The sequence below is a fragment of the Streptomyces silvae genome (assembly GCF_016745505.1).
Classification (GTDB): Bacteria; Actinomycetota; Actinomycetes; order Streptomycetales; family Streptomycetaceae; genus Streptomyces; species Streptomyces silvae.
The window spans coordinates 92,742-105,464 of record NZ_JAERUC010000196.1 but is presented as its reverse complement, the minus strand read 5'-3'; the positions used below and the strand labels follow the sequence as shown (position 1 = coordinate 105,464).

Here is a 12,723-nt window from a genome sequence, read left to right as displayed (position 1 = left end):
TGGAAATCCGGCAATCTGCACGACCCAAGCGCAACTGACCGCGGTGGCGGGACCCTTCGCCTGAGGCGAATTCACGACGGGTGACCGGTACACCGCCTGAGTCCTGGAGAAGGCGAGGACTTGAGCATGGGATCCACCTCCGGCCGCACGAATGAGGGCCTTGGCCGTCGCGATGTGATCAAGCGTTCTGCCGCACTCGGCCTGATCGCTGTTCCGACGATGAGCTTCCTGTCCGCCTGCGCGAGCAGCGACGGCGGAAGCGACGAGAAGGCCGAGAAGGGCACCAAGAGCGCGAAGAACCCGCTCGGTGTCAATGAGACAGCCGCCCTCGAGGTCGTCATCTTCAACGGTGGTTTCGGCGAGCAGTACGCCATCGACGCCGAGAAGAAGTACAACGAGGCCTTTCCCAAGGCACCCAAGGTCAAGCACTCCGCGACCGAGAAGATCCAGTCGATCCTCCAGCCGCGCTTCAACGGCGGCACCCCGCCGGACCTGATCGACAACTCGGGTGCCGAGCAGATGGACATGGGTGTCCTGGTCGGCAAAAAGCAGCTCGCCGACCTGACGCCGCTGATGGACGCCCCGTCGTACGACGACCCGTCGAAGAAGGTCCGCGACACGCTGCGCCCCGGTGTCCTGGAGATGGGCCAGTTCGACGGCGACCCGGTCTGGATCATGTACTACGCGTACACGGTCTACGGCGTCTGGTACTCGCAGACCAACCTCGAGAAGCTCGACGCGACGTACCCGGAGAACTGGGACGACATGCTCGCGCTCTGCGCCAAGGCGAAGAAGAAGGGCATCGCCGGCTGGACGTACCCGGGCAAGTACCCGTACTACCTGCCGTTCTCGCTCTACCCCTTCATCGCCAAGATCGGCGGCCGCGAGGTCCTCGACAAGATCGACAACCTGGAGCCCAACGCCTGGAAGGACCCGGCCGTCAAGGCCGCGTTCGAGGCGTACTACGAGCTCTTCCAGAAGGGCTACATCCTCAAGGGCACGCCCGGTCTGACGCACATCCAGTCGCAGACCGAGTGGACCAAGGGCAAGGCGCTCTTCATCCCGAACGGCTCGTGGGTGGAGAACGAGGCCGCGCCCACCACGCCCGAGGACTTCAAGATGATGGTCGGCGCGCCGTCCAGCCTGGACTCCTCCGACAAGATGCCCTTCGGCACCCTGTGGGCGTCCGGCGGTGAGCCCTTCATCGTCCCGGCGAAGGCGAAGAACACCGAGGGCGGCATGGAGCAGCTGCGCATCATGCTCAGCGAGGAGTCCTCCAAGAACTTCACCAAGTCGGTGAAGTCCCTCAGCGCCTTCAACGGCGGCACCGACGGTCTGACGCTCTCCACCGCGCTGCAGTCCGGCGTGGACGTCCTGGCGAAGGCCGGCGAGAACGTCGTGAACCCGCGTATGCAGGACTGGTACGTGAAGCTGCAGAAGGAGCAGATCGGTATCGCCGGAATCGGCGAGATGATGGCCGGCCGCGCGACCCCGGCGGAGACCATCAAGAAGATCCAGGGCTTCGCCGACGCGGCGGCCAAGGACCAGTCCATCAAGCACTACAAGCACCAGTGAGTCACCGTCACCAGTGGCGGCACCCGCTCGGAAATCGGGGTCGGTAAACGATGCAGCACGGCAAGTACCGGTTCATCGTGGGGTTCCTGGCAGCCCCACTGGCGTTGTACGCCATCTTCGTCATCTGGCCCTTCGCCCAGTCCATCTACTACTCGTTCACGGACTGGACCGGACTGAGCTCGGACTTCAAGATGGTCGGCTTCGACAACTACAGTCGGATGCTCGACGACGACATCTTCTGGAAGTCACTGCAGCACAGTGTGCTGCTGGCGCTGCTGCTGCCACTGGTGACGCTGGGCCTCGCGCTCTTCTTCGCCTTCATGCTCAATGTCGGTGGCCGCCGGCGTAAGAACGCCGCGGTCGCCGGCGTGCGCGGCTCCGCTTTCTACAAGGTCGCGTATTTCTTCCCGCAGGTCCTGTCGATCGTGATCGTGGCCCTGCTCTTCCAGTTCGCGTTCAACCCGACCTCCGGAATGCTGAACGCGACACTCAAGGCCGTCGGGCTCAAGAGCCTCCAGCCGGACTGGCTGGGCGATCCGGATCTGGCGCTGTACTGCGTCATGGTCGTCCTGATCTGGTCGACGGTCGGATTCTTCGTCGTCCTCTTCTCCGCCGGAATGGCGTCCATCCCGAAGGACTTCTACGAGGCCGCCCTGCTCGACGGGGCCAGCCGCATCACGACGTTCTTCAAGATCACGCTGCCGCTGCTCTGGGACACCGTGCAGTCCGGCTGGGTCTACATGGGCATCCTGGCGCTCGGGGTGGAGGCCTTCACCGCCGTACAGGTCATGACGGTGGGCCCGGGCGGCCCCGACTACTCCACCACCGTCCTGCCGCTGTACGTCTACCAGACGGCCTTCCGGGACGCCCAGGCCGGCTACGCCACCACGATCGGTGTCGGGCTGCTCATCGTCACCATGCTCTTCGCGGGCATCGTGATGAAGCTGGGCCGGCGCGAGCGGCTGGAGTTCTGATGCGGTTCGTTGCGGGGTACGGCGACCGGACGACCGGTGGCGCGCGGAACAGTTCGGTCCCGGGGGCCGGCTCGACAGCTGTACGAGGTGAGCACACATGAAGGTCACTGAGACTCCTCCCGCCGTCCCGGCACCGCGCTCGCCGGTGACCAAGACGGCCGCCCCGGCCGTGGAGCCGGCGAAGAGCAGCGAGGGCAAGGTCCTCAATGTCTTCTCGCACGGTGTGCTGGTCATCTGGGCGGTGCTCGTCGTCATGCCGCTGCTCTGGGCGGTGATGTCGTCGTTCAAGACGGACGACTCCATCCTGTCGACGCCCTGGTCGCTGCCGGACAAGCTGCACTTCGAGAACTGGTCGCGGGCCTGGAACCAGGCCCATATGAGCGACTACTTCCTGAACACCATCCTGGTGGTGGGCGGTTCACTCATCGGCACGCTGCTGCTGGGCTCGATGGCGGCGTACGTGCTGGCGCGGTTCGACTTCCCGGGGAACCGCTTCATCTACTTCCTCTTCATCGGCGGGATGAGCTTCCCGATCATCCTGGCGCTGGTCCCGCTGTTCTTCGTCATGAACAACATGGGCCTGCTGAACTCGGTGCACGGGCTGATCCTGGTCTACATCGCCTACTCGCTGCCCTTCACCGTCTTCTTCCTCACCTCGTTCTTCCGTACCCTGCCGACCTCGATCGCGGAAGCGGCCATGCTCGACGGGGCCACGCACACCCGGACGTTCTTCCAGGTGATGCTGCCGATGGCGAAGCCCGGTCTGATCAGCGTCGGGATCTTCAACTTCCTGGGGCAGTGGAACCAGTACATGCTGCCGACGGTGCTGAACACCGACCCTGACGGCAAGGTGCTCTCCCAGGGCCTGGTCGAACTGGCCACCAGCCAGGGGTACAAGGGGGACTGGTCGGGTCTCTTCGCCGGTCTGGTGATGGCGATGCTGCCGGTCCTCGCCGCGTACATCGTCTTCCAGCGCCAGGTCGTCGCGGGGCTGACGGCGGGGGCACTCAAGTAGGGGAGACGCCCGGGCGCCATCTCTTGTCGCCGCCGGCCGCCGACGTCAGCTCTTGTCGTCACCCGCCCCCGGGGCAACAACAGTCACCAGAACCGAACAGGCCCCCTGGGCAGCGAACCACCCTCCGGTCACCGGCCGGAGGGTGGCTTTATGCCCTTTCTGACCCTTTTGCTCCTGTCGGAATGTGGAGGCCCGATGCTCATCGGAGGCTCCGGCTGCTCAAGGTCTTGACGGGGGGCACCCCAAAACGCTCAGCTTAGGGTTCACATGTTAGAGAAAACGGCAGGAGTGAGTGAGTCGATGGAGACTCCGGGGTCGCAGACATCTCTGCATAGGGCCAACCTTGAGCGGGTCGTACGTGCCGTACGGATGGCGGGGTCCCTGACCCAGGCCGAGATCGCCAGGAGCACCGGCCTCTCCGCAGCCACCGTCTCCAACATCGTGCGCGAACTCAAGGACGGCGGCACGGTCGAGGTGACCCCCACCTCGGCGGGCGGCCGCCGCGCCAGGAGCGTCTCCCTGAGCGGGGACGCGGGCATCGTCATAGGGGTGGACTTCGGTCATACGCACCTGAGGGTGGCCATCGGCAACCTGGCCCACCAGGTGCTGGCGGAGGAGTCCGAGCCGCTCGACGTGGATGCCTCGTCGGCGCAGGGCTTCGGCCGGGCGGAACAGCTGGTCAACCGCTTGATCGAGACCACCGGGATCAGCCCCGGGAAGGTGATCGGCGTGGGCCTCGGGGTGCCGGGCCCCATCGACGTCGAGTCCGGCACCCTGGGCTCCACCTCGATCCTGCCGGGCTGGACGGGTATCAACCCCAGCCAGGAGCTCGCCGGACGTCTCGGCGTACCGGTGTACGTGGACAACGACGCCAACCTGGGGGCGCTCGGCGAGCTCGTCTGGGGCGGCGGCCGGGGCGTCAAGGACCTGGCGTACATCAAGGTCGCCAGCGGGGTCGGCGCGGGCCTGGTGATCGACGGGCACATCTACCGGGGCCCCGGGGGCACGGCCGGCGAGATCGGCCACATCACCCTCGACGAATCGGGCCCTGTGTGCCGCTGCGGCAACCGCGGCTGCCTGGAGACCTTCACCGCCGCCCGGTACGTCCTGCCCCTGCTCAAGCCCAGCCACGGGGCGGATCTCACCATGGAGCGGATGGTCCAGCTGGCCCGTGAGGGCGATCCGGGCTGCCGCAGGGTCATCGGGGACGTCGGCCGGCACATCGGCAGCGGCGTGGCCAACCTGTGCAACCTGCTGAACCCGAGCCGTGTCGTGCTCGGCGGATCCCTCGCGGAGGCGGGGGAGTTGGTGCTGGGGCCCATCCGCGACTCGGTCTCGCGCTACGCCATTCCCAGTGCCGCCCGGCAGCTCTCGGTGCTCCCCGGGGCGCTCGGCGGGCGGGCCGAGGTGCTGGGCGCGCTGGCCCTCGTGCTCAGCGAGATGGGGGATTCAACCCTTTTGGAGAGCACCCTCCCCGCGAGCACTCCTGCCTTCACTTAGATAACGAATGGCACCGTTGTCATCTCGTTAAGTATTTACTCCTTGACGCTGACCTCGCGGCCGAGTTGACTTCCAGCCACCTCGGCCGCAACGTCGCGGCCTCGTCAGGGAGGTTCGAAAATGAACACGCGTATGCGTCGTGCCGCCGTTGCCGTTGCCGCCACCACCATGGCCGTCTCGCTCGCCGCTTGCGGGAGTGCCAAGGAGTCGGGCGACAAGGCCTCCACGGACTCGGGTAAGAAGGGCGACGCGATCAAGATCGGCCTGCTCCTTCCCGAGAACGTCACCGCCCGTTACGAGAAGTTCGACAAGCCGGTCATCGAGAAGAAGGTCAGCGAGCTGACCAGCGGCAAGGGCGAGGTCGTCTACGCCAACGCCAAGCAGGACGCCACGCTGCAGGCGCAGCAGGTCGACACCATGATCACGAACAAGGTCGACGCGCTCATCATCGACGCCGTCGACGCCAAGGCCATCGAGAACAGCGTGAAGAAGGCCAAGGACGAGGGCATCCCCGTCGTCGCCTTCGACCGCCTCGCCGAGGGCCCGATCGACGCCTACACCTCCTTCGACAACGAAGAGGTCGGCCGCGCGCAGGGCAAGGCCCTGCTGGAGGCGCTGGGCGACGCCGCCAAGCCCACCATCGTGATGATGAACGGCGCGATCACCGACCCGAACGCCGCGCTCTTCAAGAAGGGTGCCAAGTCGGTGCTCGACGGCAAGGTGACGTACGGCAAGGAGTACGACACCAAGGAGTGGAAGCCGGAGAACGCCAACGCCAACATGGAGGGCGCGATCACGGCCCTCGGCAAGGACAAGATCGCCGGCGTCTACTCCGCCAACGACGGCATGGCGGGCGGCATCATCCAGGCCCTCAAGTCCGCCGGTCTCTCCAAGCTCCCGCCGGTCACCGGCCAGGACGCCGAACTCGCCGGTGTGCAGCGCATCCTCACCGGTGAGCAGTTCATGAGCGTCTACAAGTCCTACCCGCAGGAGGGCATCGTCGCCGCGGAGATGGCCGTCGCACTCGCCAAGGGCGAGAAGCTCGACTCCATCGCCACGTCCAAGATCGACAATGCCGGCACCAAGGGCATCCCGACGGTCATCGTCCCGGTCATCTCGCTGACCAAGACGAACATCAAGGAGACCGTCATCAAGGACGGCATCTGGACGCTCGACGAGATCTGCTCGGCCAAGTACAAGGCCGCCTGCACCGACGCCGGCCTGAACTAGGCCCCAGCCGCCCGGCCGGCCCCCCGGGGCAGGGCCGGGCGGCCCCGCGAAGCCTGTCCGGCGCCCGGTCCATCAACTGTCCCGCTGCCGGGCCGGGTGCCGGACAGAATGCTTCTGCTCTCTCTCACTCTTCTGCTCAACCACCGAGCCTCCCCCCAGAGGCGCGGTATCCCCGCCGGGTCAGGCGGCGAAGGAGATGGTTCACGTGTCCGCTACGCCCGTGTTGGCGTTGCGAGGGGTCTCCAAGCGGTTCGGTGCCGTCCAGGCGCTCACCGACGTAGAGCTTGAGGTCCACGCCGGTGAGGTGGTCGCCCTGGTGGGTGACAACGGCGCCGGTAAATCAACGCTGGTGAAGACGATCGCAGGTGTGCACCCCATCGATGACGGAGTCATCGAGTGGGACGGCCGCCCGGTCCAGATATCCAAGCCGCACGATGCCCAGAACCTGGGGATCGCGACCGTCTACCAGGACCTCGCGCTCTGCGACAACATCGACGTCGTCGGCAACCTCTACCTCGGCAGGGAGCTCCGCAAGTTCGGGATCCTCGACGAGGTCGAGATGGAGCGCCGCTCGCGCGAGCTCCTCAGCACGCTGTCGATCCGCATCCCCAGCGTCCGCATCCCGATCGCGTCCCTGTCCGGCGGTCAGCGCCAGACGGTCGCCATCGCCCGTTCGATGCTGGGCGAGCCCAAGCTCGTCATCCTCGACGAGCCGACCGCCGCCCTCGGTGTCGAGCAGACCGCGCAGGTCCTCGACCTCGTCGAGCGGCTGCGCGAGCGCGGTCACGCGGTCATCCTCATCAGCCACAACATGGCCGATGTGAAGGCCGTCGCCGACAAGGTCGCGGTGCTCCGGCTGGGCCGGAACAACGGTGTCTTCGATGTGAAGACCACCTCGCAGGAAGAGATCATCTCCGCCATCACGGGCGCCACGGAGAACGCCGTGACCCGTCGTGCGGCGCGCAACGCGGAGGCCCAGAAGTGACAACCGACAAGACGTCCACCGCAGTGGTCAACCCGGAGGCGGCCAAGGGCGCCGACACCGTGGTCGACCCCCGGCTGCTCGTCCGCGAGCAGGGCCTCGCCGGATACCTCACCGAGTTCAAGCGCAAGATGCGCGGCGGTGACCTCGGCTCGATCCCCGTGGTCATCGGCCTGCTCATCATCTGCGTCGTCTTCCAGAGCCTGAACTCCGAGTTCCTCTCCGCGAAGAACGTCAGCGACATCGCGGTCACGATGGTGGCCACCGGCATGATGGCCGTCGGCATCATCTTCGTGCTGCTGCTCGGTGAGATCGACCTCTCGGTCGGCTCGGTCAGCGGTGTCGCCGGCGCGGTCGTGGCCGTGCTCAGCGTCACCCACGGGGTGAACGAGTGGCTCGCCGTCCTCATCGCGATCGCCAGCGGTGCGGTCATCGGCGCGATCCACGGCTTCTTCTTCGCGCGGATCGGCGCCCCCGCATTCGCCGTCACCCTCGCCGGTCTGTTGTTCTGGCTGGGCTTCATGCTCCAGTTGCTCGGCGACACCGGCACCATCAACCTGGACAGCGACGGCGTCATCGGCAAGCTGACCACCTACTACTTCACGGACGTCGCCGCCGCCTACGGCCTCGCGGCCGTCGCGGTGATCGGCTACTTCCTCTCCGCCTTCCTGGACACCCGCCGCCGCGAGGCCGCGGGCGTCCCGTCGCGGCCGCTCGTCGACATCGTGGTGCGCACCGCCATCCTGGCGCTGTTCTCCTTCGGCGCCGCGTTCATGTTCAACCAGTACCGCGGTCTCCCGCTGGCCCTGGTCCTCTTCCTCGTGGTCCTGGTCGGTACGGACTTCGTCCTGCGCCGCACCGCCTACGGCCGGAAGATCTTCGCGCTCGGCGGCAGCGTCGAGGCGTCCCGCCGCGCGGGCATCAACGTCACCGCGATCCGGATCTCGGTCTTCTCCATCGCCGGCACCTTCGCGGCGATCGGCGGCCTGTTCTGGGCCTCCAAGATCGCGGCAGCCAACCAGGGATCCGGCGGCGGTGACCTCCTGATGAACGTCATCGCGGCGGCCGTCATCGGCGGCACGAGCCTCTTCGGTGGCAGGGGCCGCACCTGGAACGCCCTGCTCGGCGTCATGGTGATCGTCTCGATCCAGTACGGCCTGGCCCTCGAAGGCATCGCCACGCCGATCAACTACATGATCACCGGCGCTGTTCTTCTCATCACGGTCGTCATCGACTCCATCAGCCGCAAGACGCAGAAGACCGCAGGCCGCGCCTGACCTTCGCACCTGCGCACATGTGCCCGGCGTCCTCCGTGACGTCGGGCACCCGCGCGTCCGGCGGGAACCGGCGCGGCGCGACGGAATGCGCCGCCCGATGACCGGGGCCGTCGGCGGAACATTAGACTCATCGGATCGGCAAGCTCGATCAGCTCACACGCAAGGAGGCACGGGTGGATCTGCTGACCCGCATCAGGGGACCGCGCGACCTGGACCGGCTCGGCCTCGAGCAGCTGGACCAGCTCGCCGGGGAGATCCGTACCTTCCTCGTCGAGGCGGTGTCCAAGACCGGCGGCCACCTCGGCCCGAACCTGGGCGTGGTCGAGCTGACCATCGCCCTGCACCGCGTCTTCGAGTCGCCGCAGGACAAGGTCCTCTTCGACACCGGCCACCAGAGCTATGTGCACAAGCTGCTCACCGGCCGGCAGGACTTCTCGAAGCTCAAGAGCAAGGGCGGGCTCTCCGGATACCCGTCCCGCGCGGAGTCCGAGCACGACGTCATCGAGAACTCCCACGCCTCGACGGTCCTCGGCTGGGCCGACGGCCTCGCCAAGGCCAACGAGGTCCTGGGCAAGGACGACCACGTCGTCGCCGTCATCGGTGACGGCGCGCTCACCGGCGGCATGGCCTGGGAGGCGCTGAACAACATCGCCGCCGCCAAGGACCGCCCCCTCGTCATCGTCGTCAACGACAACGAGCGCTCGTACGCCCCGACCATCGGCGGCCTCGCGAACCACCTCGCCACCCTCCGCACCACGGACGGGTACGAGCGGTTCCTGGCCCGTGGCAAGGACCTCCTGGAGCGCACGCCGGTCGTCGGCAGGCCCCTGTACGAGACCCTGCACGGCGCCAAGAAGGGCCTCAAGGACTTCATCGCCCCGCAGGGCATGTTCGAGGACCTCGGCCTGAAGTACGTCGGCCCGATCGACGGCCACGACATCGAGGCCCTGGAGTCCGCGCTCCAGCGGGCCAAGCGCTTCGGCGGCCCGGTCATCGTGCACTGCCTCACCGAGAAGGGCCGCGGCTACACCCCGGCCCTCCAGGACGAGGCGGACCGCTTCCACGCGGTCGGCAAGATCCACCCGGACACCGGCCTGCCGATCTCGACCTCCGGCCTCGACTGGACCTCGGTCTTCGGCGAGGAAATGGTCAAGCTGGGCCACGAGCGCGAGGACATCGTCGCCATCACGGCGGCCATGCTCCAGCCCGTCGGCCTCGGCAAGTTCGAGGAGGCCTTCCCGGACCGGATCTACGACGTCGGGATCGCCGAGCAGCACGGCGCGGTCTCCGCGGCGGGCCTGGCCACCGGCGGTCTGCACCCCGTCTTCGCGGTGTACGCGACCTTCCTGAACCGCGCCTTCGACCAGGTCCTGATGGACGTGGCCCTGCACAAGTGCGGCGTGACCTTCGTCCTGGACCGGGCCGGTGTCACGGGCACGGACGGCGCCTCGCACAACGGCATGTGGGACATGTCGATCCTCCAGTGCGTGCCCACCCTGCGCATCGCCGCCCCGCGCGACGCCGACCAGGTCCGCGCCCAGCTGCGCGAGGCCGTCGACGTGGACGACGCACCCACCGTCGTCCGCTTCTCCAAGGGCGCGGTCGGCCCGGCGGTCAAGGCCGTCGGCACCGTCGGCGGCATGGACGTCCTGCGCGACGCGGGCACGGACACGCCCGACGTCCTCCTGGTCTCCGTCGGCGCGCTCGCCCCGATGTGCCTGGAGATCGCCTCGCTGCTCGACGCCCAGGGCATCTCCACCACGGTGGTCGACCCGCGCTGGGTCAAGCCCGTCGACGAGGCGCTCGCCCCGCTCGCCGCGGGCCACCGGGTCGTCGTCACCGTCGAGGACAACAGCAGGGCCGGCGGCGTCGGCTCCGCCGTCGCCCAGGCCCTGCGGGACGCGGACGTCGACGTACCGCTGCGCGACTTCGGCATCCCGCCGGTGTTCCTCGACCACGCCTCGCGCGGCGAGGTCATGGCCGAGATCGGGCTGACCGCACCGGACATCGCCCGCCAGGTCACCGGCCTGGTGGCCAAGCTCGACGGCCGGTACGAGAGCCGGGCCGTGGAGCCGGTCCGCGACTGACCCTCCGCACGGCACAGCACCGCTCAGCACCGCGCCGGGCCGGTCGGCCACCCCACTCGGGTGGTCCGACCGGCCCATTCGCGTGAAATCGGGGCGTACTGCGTATTTCGGGGCGTCCGGTTCCGAATCATGGCGTGCACGACGAGTGCGTGGAGGTACGCCGGTGAGCACGCAGCAGGACACGCCCCCCAGCGGAAAGGGACTGTTCCGGACCAAGACGGTCGAGCAGTCCATCCGCGATACCGAGGAACCGGAGCACGCGCTCAAGAAATCCCTCTCCGCGCTGGACCTCACGGTCTTCGGGGTGGGTGTCATCATCGGCACCGGAATCTTCGTCCTCACGGGCAAGGTCGCCAAGGAGACGGCGGGCCCCGCCACGGCCCTCGCGTTCGTCGCCGCGGGCATCGTCTGCGCGCTCGCGGCCCTCTGCTACGCCGAGTTCGCCTCCACCGTCCCGGTGGCGGGATCGGCGTACACCTTCTCCTACGCCTCCCTGGGCGAGCTGGTCGCCTGGATCATCGGCTGGGACCTGGTGCTGGAGTTCGCGCTGGGCACGGCGGTGGTGGCGGTCGGCTGGTCCGGCTACGTCCGCTCGCTCCTGGACAACATCGGCTGGACGATGCCCGAGGCGCTGTCCGGCCCGGACGTGGCGAGCGGCTTCGGCTTCGACATCCTGGCGTTCGCCCTGGTGCTGATCCTGACCGTGATCCTGGTCCTCGGGATGAAGCTGTCCGCCCGGGTGACCACGGTCGTCGTCGCCATCAAGCTGGCGGTCGTGGGCATCGTGATCATCGCCGGCCTGTTCTTCATCAAGGCGTCCAACTACTCGCCCTTCATCCCCGAGGCGGAGAAGCAGCCCTCGGGCTCGGGCCTGGACGCACCGCTCGTCCAGCTGATCTTCGGCTACGAACCGACGAACTTCGGCATCATGGGCATCTTCACCGCGGCCTCCATCGTCTTCTTCGCCTTCATCGGCTTCGATGTCGTGGCCACCGCGGCCGAGGAGACCAGGGTCCCGCAGCGCGACATGCCCCGCGGCATCCTCGCCTCGCTCGTCATCTGCACCCTGCTCTACGTCGCCGTGTCGATCGTCGTCACCGGCATGCAGAACTACTCCGAACTCTCCGTCAGCGCCCCGCTCGCCGACGCCTTCAAGGCCGTCGGCCACCCCTTCTACGCGGGTGTCATCAGCTTCGGCGCGGCCGTCGGCCTCACCACGGTCTGCATGATCCTCCTGCTCGGCCAGACCCGGGTGTTCTTCGCGATGAGCCGCGACGGACTGCTCCCGCGGTTCTTCTCGGTGACACACCCGCGCTTCGGGACCCCGTACCGCCCGACCATCCTGCTCGGCGTGATCATCGCGGTCGTGGCCGGCTTCACGAGCATCAACGAGCTGGCGACCCTGGTGAACATCGGCACGCTCTTCGCCTTCGTGGTCGTGGCCCTCGGCGTCATCGTCCTGCGCCGCACCCGCCCCGACCTCCACCGCGCCTTCCGCACCCCGTGGGTGCCGCTGCTCCCGATCGTCTCGGTCGCGGCGTCGGTCTGGCTGATGCTGAACCTGCCTGCGGAGACCTGGCTCCGGTTCGCGATCTGGATGCTGCTCGGCGTGATCATCTACTTCGCGTACGGGCGAAGGAACAGCCGTATGGCGAAGGCGTCCTGACGCTGTCAGACCCCGCGTGACGGCGGCAGCGGCCGGACCGTACGCGGGCCCGTGCACCGGGCCCCGTACGCCTCCACCCGCTGCCGCAGCCCACGGTCGGCCGTGACGACGACACAGGTCCGTACGCCGTGGGCGGTGGCGGCCAGCTCGGCGATCAGATCGTCCCCGCTGCCGGGCGCCGCCTCCACGCGCACCCCCGGCACGGAGGCGACCCCACGCGCGGCGCCCTCCACGACCAGCACCAGCTCGACGGGCCCGGACTCCCCGGGCAGCCCCTGGGCGGCGTACGGGACCAGCGAGTCCCGCAGCCGCTCGGCGGCGCCCCGCCGGTCCCGCCACCAGCCGTCCGGAACCGACCCCACCACATTGGCGGCGTCGACGATCACGAGGGCCCTCTCATCCGTCATCCCCGAAGGA

The 12,723-nt window shown here is 67.8% G+C and carries 10 protein-coding genes; 9 read left to right on the top strand and 1 reads right to left on the bottom strand.

Annotated features, from left to right (window positions below):
• Positions 1–126: 126 nt before the first annotated feature.
• The 9 genes from ngcE (at position 127) to JKV81_RS32580 (ending at position 12,306) form a co-directional block, all read left to right on the top strand.
• Positions 127–1,575, top strand: a complete 1,449-nt coding sequence (gene ngcE / locus JKV81_RS32620) for an N-acetylglucosamine/diacetylchitobiose ABC transporter substrate-binding protein (protein ID WP_124275344.1) — start codon at positions 127–129, stop codon at positions 1,573–1,575.
• A 50-nt stretch (positions 1,576–1,625) separates the two neighbouring features.
• Positions 1,626–2,549: a carbohydrate ABC transporter permease gene (locus tag JKV81_RS32615; protein WP_202079222.1), complete on the top strand. Its 924-nt coding sequence runs from the start codon at positions 1,626–1,628 to the stop codon at positions 2,547–2,549.
• Positions 2,550–2,646: 97 nt separating this feature from the next.
• Positions 2,647–3,564 (top strand): carbohydrate ABC transporter permease, encoded by a 918-nt coding sequence (locus tag JKV81_RS32610; protein WP_124275346.1) that lies wholly within the window; start codon positions 2,647–2,649, stop codon positions 3,562–3,564.
• A 300-nt stretch (positions 3,565–3,864) separates the two neighbouring features.
• Positions 3,865–5,064: an ROK family transcriptional regulator gene (locus tag JKV81_RS32605; protein WP_129266123.1), complete on the top strand. Its 1,200-nt coding sequence runs from the start codon at positions 3,865–3,867 to the stop codon at positions 5,062–5,064.
• Between the two features lie 120 nt (positions 5,065–5,184).
• Complete coding sequence (locus JKV81_RS32600) at positions 5,185–6,294, top strand: sugar ABC transporter substrate-binding protein (RefSeq protein WP_129266124.1); 1,110 nt, start codon at positions 5,185–5,187, stop codon at positions 6,292–6,294.
• Positions 6,295–6,490: 196 nt separating this feature from the next.
• Complete coding sequence (locus JKV81_RS32595; RefSeq protein ID WP_124275349.1) at positions 6,491–7,279, top strand: ATP-binding cassette domain-containing protein; 789 nt, start codon at positions 6,491–6,493, stop codon at positions 7,277–7,279.
• Positions 7,276–8,553 carry a sugar ABC transporter permease gene (locus tag JKV81_RS32590; RefSeq protein WP_124275350.1) on the top strand — a complete coding sequence of 426 codons (1,278 nt, stop codon included), beginning with the start codon at positions 7,276–7,278 and terminating at the stop codon, positions 8,551–8,553. Before JKV81_RS32595 ends, JKV81_RS32590 begins: the two co-directional genes overlap by 4 nt.
• A gap of 173 nt (positions 8,554–8,726) precedes the next feature.
• Positions 8,727–10,640: a 1-deoxy-D-xylulose-5-phosphate synthase gene (gene dxs, locus JKV81_RS32585; RefSeq protein WP_099174880.1), complete on the top strand. Its 1,914-nt coding sequence runs from the start codon at positions 8,727–8,729 to the stop codon at positions 10,638–10,640.
• A gap of 163 nt (positions 10,641–10,803) precedes the next feature.
• Positions 10,804–12,306 (top strand): amino acid permease, encoded by a 1,503-nt coding sequence (locus JKV81_RS32580; RefSeq protein WP_129266125.1) that lies wholly within the window; start codon positions 10,804–10,806, stop codon positions 12,304–12,306.
• 5 nt (positions 12,307–12,311) lie between these two features.
• On the opposite strand, the gene JKV81_RS32575 is transcribed toward JKV81_RS32580, so the two are convergent.
• Entirely contained in the window at positions 12,312–12,713 is a 402-nt protein-coding gene (locus JKV81_RS32575; RefSeq protein WP_129266126.1) for an NYN domain-containing protein, read from the bottom strand.
• Positions 12,714–12,723 lie beyond the last annotated feature (10 nt).